Source organism: Halomonas sp. KM072 (assembly GCF_050710315.1).
In the GTDB taxonomy this organism is placed as follows: domain Bacteria; phylum Pseudomonadota; class Gammaproteobacteria; order Pseudomonadales; family Halomonadaceae; genus Vreelandella; species Vreelandella hamiltonii.
Genome location: NZ_CP136132.1, coordinates 172,360 through 189,531 on the forward strand (window position 1 = coordinate 172,360; position 17,172 = coordinate 189,531).

Genomic DNA, 17,172 nt, shown 5'->3' on the forward strand with positions numbered 1-17,172 from the left:
ATTGTGGCTCAAGCAGAGAGGAGGACAAGTGGTACTCAACAACGACGACATCGCCGCGGGCAAACGCACGCCCGAGCACGTGGCGGCCAAGCTGGAAGAGCTGATTCTCGAGGGAGTCTTTCGACCGGGGCAACTGCTGCCTTCCGAGCGGCGGCTATGTGAGCGTCTGGGTGTTTCTCGTGCCTCCCTGCGTGAGGGGCTGAGGATCTTGCGCAGCAAGGGCATCATCAACACTCGCCAGGGCCATGGTTCCACCGTGGCATCTCTGTTGCCGAGCCAACACCAGAGCCCGCTGATGCACCTGTTTCGTGACCATCCACGGACGTTGTTCGACCTGCTGGAAGTGCGCGCGCTGCTGGAAGGCGAGTCGGCCTATCTGGCGGCTCGGCGTGGCACGTCCATGGACCGCGTGCTGATCACACGCCGCTATCGTGACATGGCCGAATACGCTGCCCAGACGGATACCCTGGAAGTCGAGCAGTTGGCGCGGCTGGACCACGCGTTTCATCTGGCCATCTCCCAGGCCTCCCACAACCCCGTACTGGTGCATACGCTGCAGGGGTTGACCGATCTGCTGCTCAGCTCGGTCTTTGCATCGGTCAAGCACCTCTACCACCGGCCCGGCCCCAGAGAGATGATCAATCAACAGCACGCACGCCTGCATGACTCGGTAGTCAGCGGCCACGCCGAGCAGGCGCGGCAGATTGCGCTGGAGCACCTCACCAGCATCAGTGAATTGCTGAGAGAGCTGGAGGCGGAGCACGATCGCCTGGAGCGCTCCGCCATGCGCCTGGAACAGTGGCAGTAATCGTGACACTCTTCATGAGCGAATAACCAACAAAAGGAGCGTTACGTGGCCATCTATCAATTTGGCGAGCATCGGCCCGCTATTCATGAAGACGTATACATTGCCGACACGGCGGACGTCATCGGTCAGGTTACCCTGAAGGCACGCGCCAGCGTGTGGTATCAGGCGGTACTGCGCGGCGACAGCGATCATCTGGAAATCGGTGAAGAGAGCAACATTCAGGATGGCGCCGTACTGCACGCGGACCCCGGCTACCCGCTGAAGGTGGGAAAGGGGGTGACCGTCGGGCACCAGGCGATGCTGCATGGCTGTACCGTGGGGGATGGCTGCTTGATCGGCATTCAGGCGGTCGTGCTCAACGGCGCCGTGATTGGCGAGAACAGCCTGGTAGGCGCAGGGGCCTTCATCAAGGAAGGGGCGGTCTTTCCGCCAAACTCGCTGATTGTCGGCTCACCTGCCAAAGTGGTCAGGGAGCTGTCGGCAGAGGCGGTGGAAGCGCTGAAGCTGAACGCACAAAGCTATGTGATACGGGGCAAGCAGCACGCTGACTCGCTCAAGCGCATCAATTGAGCTTGCATGTACCTGAAAACGCCCACCCCCAGGCGTGGCCTGGGGGTGGGAGAGGGTGTCTGAGCCCAACTGAGGTTACATCAGCGGGTCAGTGATACCCAGCACGTAGAACGCGACCAGCGCGATGATGCCGGCGAATATCAGGTAGTAGATGGTCGGAATGATCGTTTTACGAATCGTGGTGCCTTCGCGACCCAGCAGGCCAACGGTTGCCGAGGCAGCGACCACGTTGTGAATCGCGATCATGTTACCCGCTGCAGCACCCACCGCCTGAAGTGCGACCATGGCGGCGGTTGAGAGTCCCAGGGTTTGCGCAATGCTGAACTGGAACTCGGCCAGCATCAGGTTGGAAACCGTGTTGGAACCGGCGATGAAAGCGCCCATGGCGCCCACGGCGGGAGCAAAGAAGGGATAGACACCACCCACGCCGTTGGCGACGGCCTGGGCCATCATGACGGGCATGGAGACCAGGTCTGCGCCATTGACGCCCGAGTTGATCAGGATGCGCACCATCGGCACGGTGAAGATGAGTACGAAACCCGCACCAAAAATGGTCTTGGTGGACTCTGAAACCGCAGCGCTCATCTGACGCGGATTCATCTTGTGCAGGAAGTAGGTCACGAACACCACGGCTAGAATGATGCCGCCCGGCAGGTAGAGCGGCTGGAGGCCGCCGCTGACGCCGGTTTCACCGAAAATGTTGGTCCAGTTCAGGTTCACGGAAGTCAGTGCCACACGCAGGGGCTCGACGGTACGGGAGGCCACCAGGAAGATCGCCAGCAGTACATAGGGGATCCAGCCTTTGAGCGTCGAAATCGGCGTCTTGCCTACCACGTCATCCAGCTTGATCTGCAGATTGCCGATCCACTCGTCCGGCCAGGAGGTGGCTTCCGGGAAATCCCAGGTGTCTTTCGGCAGCAGGAACCCTTTACGCGCGGCGGGTACGACAATGGCCAGACCGACCATGGCACCGATCATCGAGGGGAACTCTGGCCCCAGGAAGACGCCTACCAGCATGTAAGGTACGACGAACGCGATGCCCGTGAAAATGGCGAACGGAGCAATGGACAGCCCCTCTTTCCAGGAGCGGTTGGCGCCAAAGAAGCGCACCATGATCAGCACTAGAATCAACGGCATGAGGATACCCACGATGCCGTGAGTGATCGCCGTGGTGCTGGTGACCTGTTGGAAGAAGGCTTCCCAGGTGGAGCCGTTGGCTTCCAGCTGCGCCGTGATACCGGCACGGTCCAGGCCGCTGCCTACGCCCACTACAATCGGGGTGCCCACTGCGCCAAACGATACCGGGGTCGACTGAATCATCATGCCTACCACGACGGCTGCCAGCGCCGGGAAGCCCAGGGCGACCATCAGCGGTGCAGCCACGGCGGCAGGAGTACCAAAGCCTGAAGCACCTTCGATAAAGCAGCCAAACAGCCACGCGACGATCAGCGCCTGCACACGACGGTCCGGGCTGATGCCTGAAAAGCCGTTACGAATGGCCGTGATGCCACCGGAGTGCTTGAGGGTGTTCAGCAGCAGGATGGCGCCAAAGATGATCCACAGCAGGCCAGCGGTCTGGATCAACCCTTGAACGGTGGATGCCGCGACACGGCTGAACGACATGTCCCATGCGGTCAGGCCGATAATGGCGGCGGTGAGGAAAACGATCGGCATTGCTATCTTGGCGGGGATTTTAAAGCCTATGAGCAATATCCCTGCCAGCAACAGCGGCAGAAATGCCAGAAGAGCTAGTATATTTTCATTCATGGGAGGAACGGCCCCTTGTTATTGATTTGGTGTGCTCCGCGAAAGCCAACGCATCATTTTCAATGATAGTTGGGACAGCGTGAAAGATACGGTCAGGCGCCTGGAATGACTATATTGGAAAATTGGTCTTACCAGTAAAAGGGGCTTTTTCGGCCGCGTGTCGAGGCGTTTTTTTAATATCAAGTGACTGTTATTCATTGCTTTTTTAGTGCTGCAAAGAAGCGCCGAGTCGACACCGTTATTAGACTAATAGACAGTTCAGTCAAGGAGGAGAAAGGCAGTACACAGAGGAGGGATGTTCTAGGCCTATCGCGTATGCTGTGACGGCGTATAGTGTAGGTGCACTCTTTACCTCTTTTCAGGATTCGTTCGACCATGGCCATCACGCTTTATGATTTGTGCGGTCGCGATGATCGCTTGAGATTTTCCCCCTATTGCTGGCGCGTGCGCATGGCGCTGGCCCACAAAGGGCTGGCATACACTACCGTGGCTTGGCGGTTTCAGCAGAAAGAGGCGCTGGCATTTGCCCACTACGACAAGGTGCCGGTGTTGACCGATGGTGACACGGTGGTCACCGACAGCTTCGATATCCTGCGCTACCTGGATACCACTTACCCTGAGGCGCCGGTGCTGGGCGATGGGCTGGGCTTGCAGCGTGTCACGTTGTTCAAGCAACTGGTGGATCGCAGCATTACGCCCGCGCTGTTTCGTATCGTGGTGCTGGATCTGCTGGAAGCCATCCACCCGGAGGATCGAGAGTACTTCCGCACCACCCGTGAAGCGCGCTTTGGGGCCAGCCTCGAGGCGGTTCACGACCCTGAGAAAGGCCGCCAGCAGCTGCACCAGGCGCTGGTACCCGTCAGTGCGCAACTCAAGGAGATGCCTTTCCTCGATGGTGACTCCCCCGCTGGGGCAGATTACCTGCTGTTCGGCAGCATGATGTGGGCCTATAGCGTCTCGACCGAAACGCTGGTGGAGGAGCGTGACCCCGTGGCCGGATGGTTCCAGCGCATGCTGGCGGTGCACGATGGCGTGGCGGGCAAGGCCATGACCATTCGTGATCTATACTAGGCAAAGCGGTAATCGCCGCTGACACTCACAGGCAACATGAAGGGCCACACCCTGTATGGGCAAGCCCTTCATGGACAAGGAGATGGCAATGATTGACCTGTATTACTGGACAACGCCCAACGGCCACAAAGTCTCCATCATGCTTGAAGAAGCAAAGCTCGCTTATCGCGTAAAGCCCATCAATATCGGGCGTGGCGAGCAGTTCGACCCCGAGTTCCTGGCCATTGCGCCCAATAATCGTATTCCTGCCATCGTCGACCATGCCCCGCGCGACGGGGGGCAGCCCATGGCGCTGTTCGAGTCAGGGGCGATTCTGGAGTACCTGGCAGACAAGAGTGGCCAGTTCCTGCCAGCAGAAGGGCGCGAGCGTTATGTGGTACTGCAGTGGCTGCACTGGCAGATGGGTGGGCTAGGCCCCATGGCCGGGCAAAATCATCACTTCTGCCACTATGCGCCCCACAAGATCGACTACGCCATCGAGCGCTACGTGCGTGAAACCAATCGGCTTTATAGCGTGCTGGACCAGCGTCTTTCCCAGCAGCACTATGTGGGCGGCGACCGTTACTCGATTGCCGACATGGCCATCTACCCATGGATCGTGCCCTGGGAAAAACAGCGCCAGACCCTGGAGGAGTTTCCCGACCTGGAGCGCTGGTTCGAAGAGCTTTCCCAGCGTCCCGCCATTCGCAAAGCCTATGCATTGGTCGAGGATGTGAACCCCCAGGCAGGTGCGCCCATGGATGACCTGGCGCGTAAGCACTTGTTCGGAAACCGCTAATAATGATTAATCGCGAGTGAGTCATCGATAATGGCGATGCAGCGTGTGTGAAGGTAAAAAATTCATGTTGCGCTGCACAAAAAGCGCTGCTAGCTTTGATGTTAGCAACGGCAACCGCCTATCAAGATGCGCCGTCGAGCGCATCGTACCGCTAGCTCACTCAAGGAGATTTAGTGATGAACAAGACAGCAGAAAAAACTAGCCAGCAGTTCGAGTCCGTGTTTGTTTCACCCATGCGCTCTTACACACTGGCAGCGCTGGACTACTACGAGCAACTGGTCGGTGCTCAAATGGATGCTGCACGCGCCTATTCCGACATGACCATCGCCCAGGCGCGCACCTGGCTCGACGTCAAAGACGCCGATAGCTTCAAGAAAGCCATGGAAAGCCAGCAGAAAGCGGCCAGCGACATGATGGAGCGCATGAAAGGTGACTCCGAAAAAGTGACCTCTATCAGCCAGGGCTTCCTGCAGGAAAGTCAGAAAATGGCGGAAGAGACCACCAAGAAAGCAGCCGATACTGCCAAATCGTAACGGTTGCTCCATGAAAATGCCGCGCCCTGAAGCGCGGCATTTTTTTATCCGAAGAGCGGGCGTTAGGTGGCGTCGCCTGCACGCGCTCTCAGCCGAAACCGTGCAATCCTGATGATTTGCTCGATGGCCGTTTTTCTTTCTTGTACCGGATCGTTGTTCAACCGCTTTTCAAAGGCCTCCAGAATGGCATAGCGGTCCAGGCCCTTGACGGCAATCACGAAGGGAAAGCCAAATTTTTCCTGATAGGCGGCGTTCAACTGCTCGAAGCGGGCAAACTCTTCCGGTGAACACTGATCGAGCCCAGCACCGGCCTGTTCGCTGGTAGAGTCGTGGGTCAGCTCCCCGGCCAACGCGGCTTTGCCGGCCAGGTCAGGGTGTGCCTGAATGACGGCTGTCTGCTGCTCGGGGGATGCCTGTTGAAGCATCTTGCCCATCAGTTCGGCCAGCGCATCCGGGGCGTCGTGAGCCTTTTCCAGGCCGTGTTGCCAGGCAGCCTTGGCCACCCAGGGAGAGTGTTCATAGACATCGCCATAGTGGGCCACGAAGGTTTCCAGGCTGCTTTGGCTCGGGGCAGGGGACAGTCGCAAAGGCGTTTCAGTCGGCACAAGGGTTCTCCAAGCGTGCGAAAAGGGAATTGCTGTATACAATAAATAGCATCAACGGTACTCTTTGACCAATAGGTCAAACCTGCCAACAACACCAATAACCCTGCCAATATGAGGAGTGACGATGGGACGCTTGACTACCCACGTGCTGGATACCGCCAAAGGGCAGCCCGGTCAGGGCATCATCATCGAGGTCTTTCGGTTGACCGGTGGCCAGCGCGAGCCGTTAGCGACCACCGTCACCAACAGCGACGGCCGCTGTGATGCGCCGCTGTTGGAAGGCGAGGCGCTGACCGCTGGCGAATATGAGCTAGTGTTCCATGCGGGAGACTATCTACTCCAGCAGGGGGTCGAGGCTGCCGAGCCCCGCTTCCTGGACGTCATCCCGCTGCGCTTTGGCGTGGCCGATGCCAGCCAGCATTACCACGTACCGCTGCTGCTCTCGCCGTATGGCTACTCGACCTATCGCGGTAGCTGAGGGGGCTTCACATGCAAGCGTACACTATCGAATTTGCCAACCTGCTGCTGCGCTGGCTCCACGTGATTGCCGCCATCGCCTGGATCGGAGAGTCGATCTATTTCGTCATGCTGGATAACAGCCTGCGCACGCCCAAGGCTCAGGAAGATCGTGACAAGGGTGTGTTTGGTGAGATGTGGGCGGTGCATGGCGGTGGTTTCTATCATAATCAGAAATACGCCACGGCCCCTGCCAAGCTCCCCAACGACCTGCACTGGTCGTTCTGGAAAGCCTACACCACATGGCTCTCTGGCTTTGCGCTGTTCGTCATTCTTTATATGGTCAATCCGGGCTTCTACCTGGTCAACCCCAACAGCAACTGGGCCTGGGCGGCCAACCTCACCGGTTGGCAAGCCAATCTACTGGCATTGGGCTTCCTGCTGGGCGGCTGGGTGGTCTATAACGAGCTTTGCAAGCGTATCAGCCCGGATATGCAGCGTGACGGCCTGCTGAGCATTGCCGTGGCGGTGATGATGGTGGTCGTGGCGTATTTGAGCACCCAGATGTTCACCGGGCGGGCAGCCTTTCTGCTCACTGGGGCCGTCATGGCCACGGCCATGTCGGCCAACGTCTTCTTCTGGATCATTCCCGGCCAGCGCCGCATGGTCAAGGCCATGAAAGCCGGAGAGGCCCCCAACCCGCTAGATGGCAAGCGCGGCAAGCAGCGCTCGGTGCACAACACCTACTTCACGCTGCCGGTGGTGCTGCTGATGGTGAGTAATCACTACTCTTTTCTTTACTCCCATGAGCAGGCCTGGATCGTCATGGCCTTGTTCATCTTTGCTGGCGCGCTGATTCGTCAGTTCTTCGTGCTGATGCATGCGGGCAAGGTTCAGCCTGCCTATCCTGCGATAGGCGTAGGGCTCATTCTGCTGGCGTTCTGGGTAGCAGCCCCCAGCCCGCGCGCCGCCGTGGAAAGTACCGGCGCGGCCCCCGATCAGGCTCAGATCACCGCTCTGGTGGAGCAGCACTGCACCCTGTGCCATGCGCGTAACCCTGAGCACGCCGGGTTCTCCGCGCCGCCTGCGGGCTACGCCTTCGATCACTGGGAAGAGATACTGGGCCACAAGGCGCAGATTCAGCGGGTCGTCGCCACTCGCTACATGCCGCTGGGCAATATCACCAACATGAGTGACGAAGAGCGCGATATCATAGCGGCCTGGGAGGAGTAAAACGGTTCGCAGAGAGGAGACCCCATGAGCGAAGCGCAGGCGGCGTTGAAACGGCGGCCCACGGAAAAAGAGGGCGACGAGCGCCACGAAGCCATTTACCGAGCAGTGAGCGATGCCATCGTGGAGCAACGCCTCAAGCCGGGTGCCCGGCTGCGCGAAGATGCCCTGGCAGAGGTGTTTGGCATCAGCCGCACGGGGATCCGTAAAATCCTGCAGCGGCTGGCGCTGGAGCAACTGGTGACCCTGACGCCGCGCCGTGGGGCCAGCGTGACGCGTCCTACTGCCGATGAAGCCAAGGACGTGTTCGATGCACGCCAGCTCATCGAGTGCGGCCTGATGCCCGACGTGGCAAGGCGCATGGATGCCAAGGCGGCTGCCGAGCTGCGAGACATGGCCAGGCAGGAGCGACAGGCCCTGCGCGGCGGCCAGCAAAGCGTGGCCATCCGTCTCTCGGCCGATTTCCACGTGCGCCTGGCGCAGCTCTCCGGCAACGCCACCCTGGCGGAATTCGTCGAGCGCCTCTGCTCGCGCTCTTCACTGATCCTCGCCGTATATGGTCATCGCGGCCACCTGGGCTGCGAGTCCCACGACCATGACGATCTGATCGGCTACCTGGAAGCAGGCAATGGCGAACGCGCCAAGGCCTTCATGAGCCGTCACCTCAAGGCCATCGAAGCGTCGCTGTCGATAGTCGAAGAGAAAAGTGATACGCCCGACCTGCGTGAAGTCTTTCGTCTTTGAACTCTATCACCGCAGGGCCTGATCACCGCAGTGCCGGGTAGGCGTTGGGTCGTTTTAAAGCCTGCTGGCGCTGTCCGTGATGCCATCTTCCTCGATGTGTGCTCATGAGTGGCCTTGATAGGGCTGCGTCGGCTGCTGTGGCGCACTATTTTGGGTTGAACGCGTGCTCGCTTGCACCGTTGCAATGCCTTCAAGCCAACAGGTACAGCACAGGCGTCGCGCAGCAATAGCAGGATTGTGTTGTCTTTCATAAAAAGAGGGTCAGGAAGAACTCTCGCTAAATATCTCATGTATACGAAAAATATATTTTTTGTACATTGCTTTTTGCTGCTTTTGGCACCGTTTTGATGGTTGGCCTCCTTTTTGGCACTCCTCTTGCACTACTTAAGCACGGTATAAGCATCAAGAGCTTTGCTTTCTGCTAAGTAAACAGTAAGGGGACGATTAAAATGGTATACAAGAAAATGGTGGCGACCCTGCGTTTCATGCATCAAACCCGACGTACCGCGCTGTTATCGCTGGGCGTAGCGCTTTTCGCAGCCCCAGCCATGTCGGACGAGCAAGTGCTGCGTATCGCGATGACGGCCTCCGATATTCCGCTGACGACCGGGCAGCCTGATAGCGGCTTCGAGGGTTATCGCTTCCTCGGTTACACCATCTATGATGCGTTGATCAACTGGGACATGTCCTCGGCAGAGGAGGTAAGTGGATTGACGCCAGGGCTGGCGGAAAGCTGGGAGGTCGATGCGGACGACCAGCGAGTGTGGGTTTTCAATCTGCGTGAGGGTGTGCTTTTCCATGACGGTAGTGAGTGGAATGCCGACGCTGCCATCTGGAACCTCGATAAAATTTACGATGAAGCGTCCGAGCAGTTCGATGCCCGCCAGGCAGGTAACGTGCGGGGCCGTATTCCTTCCATGGATGGCTACGAAAAAGTAGACGACTACACCATTCAGTTCACCACCAGCGAGCCAGATGCATGGTTCCCCTACCAGCTTTCCTTCCTGCTCTTCTCAAGCCCTGCGCAATGGGAAGCATTGGGCGGTGACTGGGATGCGTTTGCCAGCGCTCCTTCGGGTACAGGGCCTTTCAAGCTGACGCGCCTGGTGCCTCGCGAGCGTGCCGTGCTGGAACCCAACCTGGAGTATTGGGATGAAGCGCGTGTGCCTCGTTTGACACGACTCGAACTGATCCCGATGCCTGAATCCAGCTCGCGCACTTCCGCACTGCTCTCGTCGCAGGTCGATTGGATCGAGTCACCTGCGCCAGATGCCATTCCTCGTATGCAGTCTCAAGGTATGGAGATCACCAGCAACCCTTATCCGCACACCTGGCCTTATCAGTTCTCAATGCAAGAAGGCAGCCCCTGGCGTGATATCAACGTCCGCAAAGCGGCTAACCTGGCAGTGGACCGTGAAGGTCTGGAAGCCATGCTGGGTGGTTTGATGGTGCCCGCAGTGGGTATCGTGGCGCCGGATCATCCCTGGTATGGCGAGCCCACCTTCGAAACCCGCTACGACCCTGAAGAAGCCATGCGGCTATTGGCCGAGAGCGGTTTTGGCCCCGACAATCCCGTCGACATCAAAGTGCTCATTTCGACCTCCGGCTCCGGCCAAATGCAGCCCTTGGCCATGAATGAGTACATTCAGCAAAACCTTGCGGAGGTTGGTATCGACCTCGAGTTTGAAGTGCTGGACTGGGAGTCGTTATTTCCAAACTGGCGTCGTGGCGCTGCGGATGCCAGCAGTCGTGGAGCGCATGCGACCAACATCACCTTCGCTTGGTTGGACCCGTTCTCTGCTTTTTACCGCTTCATGCACTCCAGTATGGCTCCCCCCAATGGCTTCAACTGGGGCTATATGAATGACCCTGAATATGACCGTTTGCTGGATGAAGCGCGTGTCACCTTCGATCAAGCCGAGCAAGACGCCATCCTCGCCGAGTTCCATGCCCGCATGGTCGATGATGCCGCTTGGCTGTGGGTAGCCCATGACGTTGGCCCGCGCGCGATGCAGCCCCACGTCAAAGGGTTCGTTCAGGCTAAAAACTGGTTCCAGGACCTGACCCCCGTCTATATCGAGGAGTGAGTTATGCACGCGGAGTGGCTTGTCAGCCACTCCGCGCATAGCCAGGAGACACGATGAGCACCTACTTCCTCAAGCGAATTCTGTATGTCATTCCGATCACCTTGGCGGTGAGTTTTTTCTGTTTCTCATTGGTCCATCTGTCACCGGGCGACCCCATGGACGCCGTCGTCTCTCCCGATGCGCCCAGTGACGTCGTCGCGATGGTGCAGCGAGCCTACGGCTTTGACCGGCCATTGCCAGAGCAGTTTGGGCGTTGGGTGAGCCGAGCCGTGCAGGGTGACCTGGGCATGTCGGCCGCCAATGGCAGGGCGGTGACGACAGAAGTGTTCAGCGCCCTCAAAAACACCCTGTTGCTCGCCGCTGCTGCGTCAATGATTGGCTTTACCTTGGGGTGCACGTTTGGAGCACTCGCCGGCTATTACCAGGGGTCCATGCTTGACCGCATCGTGACGGGCGTTGCCGTGGGTGGCGTCAGTATTCCGCACTACTGGTTGGGCATGCTGCTGGTGATCATCTTTTCAGTGGAGCTGAGCTGGCTGCCTTCCTCCGGTGCAGGGCCAGGAAGCTCCAGCGATTGGAGTTTCGAGTGGGCCTACCTGCGTCACTTGATTCTACCTGCGGTGACGCTGTCGGTGATTCCCATGGGCGTCGTTACGCGCACGGTGCGAGCCATGGTGGCGGATATCCTGGCCCACGAGTTTGTTGAAGCGCTGCGCGCTAAAGGTTTGGCAGAGCGGCGTATCTTTTTGCATGTCATCAAGAATGTCGCGCCTACTGCGTTAGCGGTGATGGGGCTGCAGTTAGGGTATCTATTAGGTGGCTCAATTCTCGTCGAGACCGTGTTCTCTTGGCCTGGGACAGGGTTGTTGCTCAATAACGCTATTTTTCAGCGCGATTTGCCCATCTTGCAAGGCACGATTTTGATCCTGGCGTTGTTCTTTGTAGCGCTCAATTTAATGGTCGATCTCGTCCAGGCGCGCCTTGACCCACGTATTCAGCGCGGCTGATCGGCTAGGAGAATCTCATGACAACGACCTCTCTTGATGCTTCGGCGAAGACCGACGTGCAGGTGACCCCAAGCAAAGGGTACTGGGGGCCGGTATTTCGGCGCCTGAGGCGTGACCCTGTGGCACTGGTAGCAGGCATCATCCTGCTGTGTATCCTGGCCATGGCGATATTTGCTCCCTGGTTGGCTCCCATGGACCCGTATAAAACCAGCATGATGTCGCGGTTGCGGCCGATTGGTACATCAGGCCATTGGCTGGGTACCGACGAGCTAGGTCGCGACATGCTTTCGCGATTGATCTACGGCGCTCGATTATCGCTATTGATCGGCGTCATGCCAGTGGTGAACGCGTTCGTGATAGGAAGCGCGATCGGTATTGTCGCGGGCTTTGTAGGAGGCAGAACCAATACCATCTTCATGCGCATTATCGATGTGTTTTATGCCTTCCCTGCCGTGCTGCTGGCGATTGCGTTAGCGGGGGCATTGGGTGCAGGCATCATCAACTCGCTATTCTCGTTGACCGTGGTGTTCATACCACCCATTGCGCGGGTCGCGGAAAGTGTGACAACGCAAATACGCAGCGCCGATTACATTGAAGCCGCCCGTGCCAGTGGGGCGGGCAGTTTGAGAATCATCCGCTGCCATGTGCTGGGCAATGTACTCAGCCCCATTTTCGTTTATGCCACCTCGCTCATCAGCGTCAGCATGATCCTGGCCTCAGGTCTCTCATTTCTTGGTTTAGGGGCCAGGCCGCCGATGCCGGAGTGGGGCCTTATGCTCAATACCTTGCGCGATGCCATCTACGTCAACCCATGGATTACCATTCTGCCCGGCGTCATGATTTTTACGGTATCGATCTGTTTCAACACGCTCAGCGATGGTCTGCGCTCTGCCATGGATGTGAAACTATGAATGCTGAACGTGTTTCGATAGACGCTTCTCCAGCCGTGACAACACCCTTGGACCCCCGTGATAGAGGAGGGGCTGCCCAGCCACTGTTGAGCGTGAAAGGGCTGCGCAAGCACTTCATTATCAAAAAAGATTTTTTCGGCCGTCCTGTCAGTAAGGTGCATGCCGTTGATGGCGTCGATTTCGATGTTTTGAAAGGTGAAACGTTAGGCATTGTCGGCGAATCAGGCTGTGGTAAATCCACCACGGCACGCCTGTTGATGCAGCTACTGACCCCCGATGCGGGTGAAGTGATCTTCGATGGCGATCCCGTCGGTACGCCTGGCGGCTTGTCGCTGCGTGATATGCGTCGCCAGGTTCAGATGGTGTTTCAAAACTCCTACGCTTCGCTCAACCCCCGTATGAGCGTCGAGGAGTCCATCGCTTTTGGGCCTCAGGTACATGGCCTTGGCAAGAAAGAAGCCACTGCCAGGGCTCGCAAGCTGCTGGACCAGGTCGGCCTGCTCCCGAATCAGTTTGCGAGTCGTTATCCTCATGAGCTTTCCGGGGGGCAGCGCCAGCGCGTCAATATTGCTCGCGCGTTGGCACTTGAACCCAGGCTACTGATTCTTGATGAAGCCGTTTCGGCCCTGGATAAATCGGTAGAGGCTCAAGTGCTCAACTTGCTGGTCGACCTGAAGCAAGAGTACGGTTTGACCTATCTCTTCATTTCCCATGACCTGAATGTCGTGCGATATATCAGTGACCGTGTGATGGTGATGTATTTAGGGCGAGTCGCTGAAATGGGCGAGAGTGAGTCACTCTATCAGGCACCCGCTCACCCTTATACACGCGCCTTGATGTCGGCCATGCCCTCCATGGATCCCGATAATCGCACCCAGGCAGCCCCACTTGCGGGCGATCCTCCCAACCCGATTGATTTGCCCCGAGGTTGCCGATTCTGCCCGCGTTGCAGCATGGCGGTGGAGGCTTGTCGTGCAGAAGAGCCAGAGCTGAGACCGTTGAAGGAGGGGGCGACGCGCCACTTCGAACACCGTTCGGCTTGTTGCCGGGCAACCGAAGTGCAGTTGCTGGCAACGACATCGAGTGTTGAGGAAGCATCGCTATGACGGCCCATGATCCTTTGAACTGCCAGACATCTTCTGAGCCATCCCCGCAGGCGCTGACCTCCGTTAGCGAGCCATTGGTGGATGTACAAAACCTGAAAGTGCACTTCAAATCCCCTGGCCGTTGCGTGCAGGCGGTGAACGGCGTTGATTTGACCCTTGCCAAAGGCGAGGTACTGACGATTCTGGGGGAAAGTGGCTCGGGCAAGAGTGTGACATTACGCGCGCTGATGCGGCTGCTGCCCGAACGAAGAACGTCCATGGAAGGCCATGTGACAGTAGCCGGGCAAGATATCCTCGCCATGTCGCGGCGTGAGCTGTCGGCCTATCGGGGGTTTACCACCTCGATGATTTTTCAGGAACCGATGCTCGCGTTCGACCCTGTCTTTCGTATAGGTGATCAAATCGCCGAGACGGTATGCCGCCATGAGGGGGTAAGTCACGCAGAGGGCTTGGCGCGGGCACTGGAACTATTCGAGCTGGTGCGGATTCCATCCGCCAAACGACGCTTGTCCAATTATCCCCATGAAATGTCGGGGGGGATGAGCCAGCGGGCCATGATTGCCCTGGCCTTGTCATGCCGCCCACGGCTGCTGTTGGCGGATGAGCCGACAACGGCTTTGGATGCGACCGTTCAGATACAGATCCTGCTGTTGTTACGCGACTTGCAGCGTGAGTTGGGTATGTCGGTCATTTTTGTGACTCACGATATGGGCGTTGCCAATGAGATTTCCGACCGCATCGCGGTGATGTATGCAGGCCGCGTCGTGGAAACAGGCAGCGTGGATGAAATTATTCGCGCACCACGACATCCTTACACTTTAGGGTTGATGCAGTCGCGTGCTTCTGGTGAGTTAAAAGGTGCGCGACTCAGTGCAATTCCTGGCTCTCCGCCGGACATGGCGTTTCCACCACAGGGCTGTGCCTTTGCACCGCGCTGTTCGTTGGCCACAGAGGAGTGCCGGCAACACGTGCCTCCCGCTAAAGTGCTCGGCCAACAGCATTGGGCCGCGTGCTGGAAAGTGGACGCCTGAACGCTTCAGGGTACGCAAGGAGTATGCTTTCGGAAAGATGCCCGCCACGCAAGGTGGCAGGCAAGGGCAGGGCGGATTACTGAGTGAAGCGCTGGCAAGCGGGCCAGTGTTTCATCAGCAGGTAGTAGGTCAGCCCGGCGGGGATCAGGCTGGCATACCAGGAGACCGATGAGAAAGCGAGGGCGGCTGCGATGCCGACGACCGTGGCGATCAGTGCGGCCTGGTTGATGCCCTGATAAGGGCCGTTTTCATCGTAGAGCTTGCCGATGTCCAGCGTGCGGCGACGGATGACGTAGTAGTCCACGACCAGGATGGCGAAGATGGGGCCGAGGAAGGCCGAGTAGGTTTGCACGAACATCTGCAGGCCTGCGGCCGACTCCGGCTGCACCAGCTTCCAGGGGAAAGTCGCAAAGGCCAGCAGCCCGACGATCACGGTGGCCACCGGAAATTTGAGCTTGAAGACGTCCATCAGCACGTAGGTGGGCGGCACCACGTTGTTCAGCACGTTGGTGGTCACCTGGGCAAAGGCGATGAAGAGCAGGGTGATCATCAACAGCGGGGTGTTATCCACGGCGTTGGCGAATACCTGAATGGGGTCGGCGGTGCCGGTAGCCTGGGACACCATGTAGCCGATCAAACCCATGAACAGCGTGCAGGGCAGAATCGACATGGCGTAAATGGTGGTCAATAGCCCTTGTCCGGTGCCTTTTTTATGTTCACGCGAGTAATCGCTTACATTCAGCATCATGGTGCTGTAAATGCCTAGAAACAGCATGGTGGCGCTCCAGAAGGGCATGCCCCAGGAGCCTTCCATGGTCAGCAGGCTGGCCGACAGCTCATCGCCATAGCGCTGCACGGTGGCGTAGAACATGTACATCAGCGAGCAGAGAATAAAAGCGCTGCCGATATTCTCCAGCCACTTGATGCCCTGAAAGCCGAGCACCGAGAGGCCGATCTGCAAAAACTGAAAGGTGATGAAGTAGAAGATCAGGTTGTCGAAGCCGAACAGCGTCGCCGACACCATGTTGAGGGCACCGGCCCCAATCCAGCTCTGGAAGCCATACCACACGATGGCAGGCACGGCGCGCACCAGCCCGGGGATACGCGTTCCGGTGAACCCAAAGGCGCTGCGCGCCTGCACCATGAACGGAATGCCGTACTTGTATCCGGCGGCGCCATTGATGGCCAGCGCCACGCCGATCACAAAGCAGCCGATGGCGATGGCCAGCGTGGCTTGCAGCAAGTTGAGCGTGCCCACCACGCTGGAGCCCATGGCGAAGGTGCCAATCGACACGCAGCCACCAAACCAGGCAAGAAAGTAGGAGGTGCGCCCCATGATACGGGTGCTTTGCGGCGCCAGGCTTTCTGCGCCGACGGCTTTGCTGGCGCCTGACTGCGCCGCGTTGGGTGCTTCTTCTGAGGTAAGAGCAGAGGTAGAAGTGCTCATGTTACCGTCCTCGCAAGATTATCGATGTTATTGGTAACCCGGGCAGTAGACTGCCCGGGAGACGCTTGCGGCGTGGCGTGCTGATGCTGATATTCGTCGTGTTGTTATGATTTTTTGTAGGCGTGCTTTCTTTTACGGCCGGTTGCTGGTGTCAGCTCTTCACTGGCGCGTGGGTGGCAGCGTCAGGTCGGAAAAACCTGAAAACTTGCCGGTAAAGGTTTTGCGGCGCGGGTAATCCAGGTCGCCGTATTTACTGGTCTGCAAGCCCAGCCCGACGAGCGACTCGGCCAGTTTCAGCGCGGCGCTCACTCCTTCCACCACGGGCAGGCCTACCTCGTGGCTAATGGCCTGGGTCAGGTTGGCCATGCCCCCGCAGCCCAGCACGATGGCGCCAATGCCATCTTCGTCGCGGGCACGGCAGCACTCCTGCACGATACGGCTGAACGCCGCGTCCGGATGATCTTCCAGATCCAGTACGGGGATCTCGGCGGCGCGGATGCGGCGGCAGTGGTGGCGAAAGCCGTACTGCTCCAGCAGGTGCTCGGCGATGATGCCGGTGCGTCCCAGCGTCGTCACAATGGAGAAGCGAGTGCTGATCAGCGTGGCCATATGAAAGGCGGCTTCGGCAATGCCGATCACCGGCGCGCGAGTCAGCTCGCGGGCGGCCAGCAGGCCAGGGTCGCCAAAGCAGGCCACCACGTACGCATCGATACCGCCTTCGCGTTCGCCTTTCAGAACTTCTTCGGCAACGCCTACTGCGCTCACCGCTTCATCGAAGTGGCTTTCGATGGAGACCGGGCCAGCCTCGGGTTGCGTCGCGCTGATGAGGGTCCCCGGTGCTGCCAGCTTGTCGGCGGCTTGACGAATGGTTTCTGTCATGGCCGCCGTGGTATTGGGGTTGATCAGACGTATATGCACTTTCGGATACTCTTGTGTGAACAATATTTTCTATCTTGTATACAAAAATAGGGCGGTTTTTAGCCAAGTGCAAGGGGCTAATGCACTTGATGCTCTCGATATG

General features: G+C 58.3%; 17 protein-coding genes. 13 read left to right on the forward strand and 4 right to left on the reverse strand.

The window, feature by feature from the left end:
* Positions 1 to 28 precede the first annotated feature (28 nt).
* Entirely contained in the window at positions 29 to 808 is a 780-nt protein-coding gene (gene glcC / locus RVM26_RS00840) for a transcriptional regulator GlcC (RefSeq protein WP_498940215.1), read from the forward strand.
* A gap of 45 nt (positions 809 to 853) precedes the next feature.
* Positions 854 to 1,378, forward strand: a complete 525-nt coding sequence (locus RVM26_RS00845) for a gamma carbonic anhydrase family protein (protein ID WP_100730961.1) — start codon at positions 854 to 856, stop codon at positions 1,376 to 1,378.
* A gap of 75 nt (positions 1,379 to 1,453) precedes the next feature.
* On the opposite strand, the gene RVM26_RS00850 is transcribed toward RVM26_RS00845, so the two are convergent.
* On the reverse strand, positions 1,454 to 3,145 hold the full coding sequence (locus RVM26_RS00850; protein WP_498940217.1) for an L-lactate permease: 1,692 nt from the start codon (positions 3,143 to 3,145) through the stop codon (positions 1,454 to 1,456).
* Between the two features lie 375 nt (positions 3,146 to 3,520).
* Between RVM26_RS00850 and RVM26_RS00855 the strand changes: the two genes are divergently transcribed.
* From RVM26_RS00855 to RVM26_RS00865, 3 genes are all read left to right on the forward strand, one after another.
* Entirely contained in the window at positions 3,521 to 4,216 is a 696-nt protein-coding gene (locus tag RVM26_RS00855) for a glutathione S-transferase family protein (RefSeq protein ID WP_498940219.1), read from the forward strand.
* Between the two features lie 88 nt (positions 4,217 to 4,304).
* The gene (locus tag RVM26_RS00860) at positions 4,305 to 4,994 is read left to right on the forward strand and encodes a glutathione binding-like protein (RefSeq protein WP_039175401.1); all 690 of its coding nucleotides are present in this window, start codon (positions 4,305 to 4,307) and stop codon (positions 4,992 to 4,994) included.
* A 176-nt stretch (positions 4,995 to 5,170) separates the two neighbouring features.
* The gene (locus tag RVM26_RS00865; protein WP_016916200.1) at positions 5,171 to 5,527 is read left to right on the forward strand and encodes a phasin family protein; all 357 of its coding nucleotides are present in this window, start codon (positions 5,171 to 5,173) and stop codon (positions 5,525 to 5,527) included.
* Between the two features lie 62 nt (positions 5,528 to 5,589).
* Here the strand turns inward: RVM26_RS00865 and uraD are convergent, their stop codons facing one another.
* A complete protein-coding gene (uraD, locus tag RVM26_RS00870; protein ID WP_498940222.1) occupies positions 5,590 to 6,132 on the reverse strand; it encodes a 2-oxo-4-hydroxy-4-carboxy-5-ureidoimidazoline decarboxylase in 543 nt (180 codons plus the stop codon).
* Positions 6,133 to 6,256: 124 nt separating this feature from the next.
* On the opposite strand from uraD, the gene uraH reads away from it, so the two are divergent.
* From uraH to RVM26_RS00910, 8 genes are all read left to right on the forward strand, one after another.
* Positions 6,257 to 6,610 carry a hydroxyisourate hydrolase gene (gene uraH / locus RVM26_RS00875; protein ID WP_498940224.1) on the forward strand — a complete coding sequence of 118 codons (354 nt, stop codon included), beginning with the start codon at positions 6,257 to 6,259 and terminating at the stop codon, positions 6,608 to 6,610.
* A gap of 11 nt (positions 6,611 to 6,621) precedes the next feature.
* Positions 6,622 to 7,821 (forward strand): urate hydroxylase PuuD, encoded by a 1,200-nt coding sequence (locus RVM26_RS00880; protein WP_498940226.1) that lies wholly within the window; start codon positions 6,622 to 6,624, stop codon positions 7,819 to 7,821.
* Between the two features lie 24 nt (positions 7,822 to 7,845).
* Positions 7,846 to 8,562, forward strand: a complete 717-nt coding sequence (locus RVM26_RS00885; RefSeq protein WP_498940228.1) for a GntR family transcriptional regulator — start codon at positions 7,846 to 7,848, stop codon at positions 8,560 to 8,562.
* Positions 8,563 to 9,011: 449 nt separating this feature from the next.
* Positions 9,012 to 10,649, forward strand: a complete 1,638-nt coding sequence (locus RVM26_RS00890; protein ID WP_139790039.1) for an ABC transporter substrate-binding protein — start codon at positions 9,012 to 9,014, stop codon at positions 10,647 to 10,649.
* Positions 10,650 to 10,702: 53 nt separating this feature from the next.
* Positions 10,703 to 11,656, forward strand: a complete 954-nt coding sequence (locus RVM26_RS00895) for an ABC transporter permease (protein WP_039175412.1) — start codon at positions 10,703 to 10,705, stop codon at positions 11,654 to 11,656.
* Positions 11,657 to 11,673: 17 nt separating this feature from the next.
* The gene (locus RVM26_RS00900; RefSeq protein WP_498274744.1) at positions 11,674 to 12,567 is read left to right on the forward strand and encodes an ABC transporter permease; all 894 of its coding nucleotides are present in this window, start codon (positions 11,674 to 11,676) and stop codon (positions 12,565 to 12,567) included.
* Positions 12,564 to 13,673, forward strand: coding sequence for an ABC transporter ATP-binding protein (locus RVM26_RS00905; RefSeq protein ID WP_498940230.1), 1,110 nt, complete (start codon positions 12,564 to 12,566; stop codon positions 13,671 to 13,673). The genes RVM26_RS00900 and RVM26_RS00905 overlap by 4 nt, the downstream gene beginning before the upstream one ends.
* The gene (locus tag RVM26_RS00910; RefSeq protein ID WP_081136256.1) at positions 13,670 to 14,704 is read left to right on the forward strand and encodes an ABC transporter ATP-binding protein; all 1,035 of its coding nucleotides are present in this window, start codon (positions 13,670 to 13,672) and stop codon (positions 14,702 to 14,704) included. Before RVM26_RS00905 ends, RVM26_RS00910 begins: the two co-directional genes overlap by 4 nt.
* A 76-nt stretch (positions 14,705 to 14,780) precedes the next feature.
* Here the strand turns inward: RVM26_RS00910 and RVM26_RS00915 are convergent, their stop codons facing one another.
* Entirely contained in the window at positions 14,781 to 16,151 is a 1,371-nt protein-coding gene (locus tag RVM26_RS00915; protein WP_498940233.1) for an NCS1 family transporter, read from the reverse strand.
* Positions 16,152 to 16,310: 159 nt separating this feature from the next.
* Positions 16,311 to 17,069, reverse strand: a complete 759-nt coding sequence (locus RVM26_RS00920; protein WP_039175418.1) for an aspartate/glutamate racemase family protein — start codon at positions 17,067 to 17,069, stop codon at positions 16,311 to 16,313.
* Positions 17,070 to 17,172 lie beyond the last annotated feature (103 nt).

Bases quoted from the DNA above. Each gene is read 5' to 3' on its own strand.
- RVM26_RS00850 (WP_498940217.1), bottom strand. From the start codon at position 3,145: ATGAATGAAAATATACTAGCTCTTCTGGCATTTCTGCCGCTGTTGCTG.
- RVM26_RS00855 (WP_498940219.1), top strand. From the start codon at position 3,521: ATGGCCATCACGCTTTATGATTTGTGCGGTCGCGATGATCGCTTGAGA.
- RVM26_RS00860 (WP_039175401.1), top strand. From the start codon at position 4,305: ATGATTGACCTGTATTACTGGACAACGCCCAACGGCCACAAAGTCTCC.
- RVM26_RS00865 (WP_016916200.1), top strand. From the start codon at position 5,171: ATGAACAAGACAGCAGAAAAAACTAGCCAGCAGTTCGAGTCCGTGTTT.
- uraH (WP_498940224.1), top strand. From the start codon at position 6,257: ATGGGACGCTTGACTACCCACGTGCTGGATACCGCCAAAGGGCAGCCC.
- RVM26_RS00880 (WP_498940226.1), top strand. From the start codon at position 6,622: ATGCAAGCGTACACTATCGAATTTGCCAACCTGCTGCTGCGCTGGCTC.
- RVM26_RS00885 (WP_498940228.1), top strand. From the start codon at position 7,846: ATGAGCGAAGCGCAGGCGGCGTTGAAACGGCGGCCCACGGAAAAAGAG.
- RVM26_RS00890 (WP_139790039.1), top strand. From the start codon at position 9,012: ATGGTATACAAGAAAATGGTGGCGACCCTGCGTTTCATGCATCAAACC.
- RVM26_RS00895 (WP_039175412.1), top strand. From the start codon at position 10,703: ATGAGCACCTACTTCCTCAAGCGAATTCTGTATGTCATTCCGATCACC.
- RVM26_RS00900 (WP_498274744.1), top strand. From the start codon at position 11,674: ATGACAACGACCTCTCTTGATGCTTCGGCGAAGACCGACGTGCAGGTG.
- RVM26_RS00905 (WP_498940230.1), top strand. From the start codon at position 12,564: ATGAATGCTGAACGTGTTTCGATAGACGCTTCTCCAGCCGTGACAACA.
- RVM26_RS00910 (WP_081136256.1), top strand. From the start codon at position 13,670: ATGACGGCCCATGATCCTTTGAACTGCCAGACATCTTCTGAGCCATCC.
- RVM26_RS00915 (WP_498940233.1), bottom strand. From the start codon at position 16,151: ATGAGCACTTCTACCTCTGCTCTTACCTCAGAAGAAGCACCCAACGCG.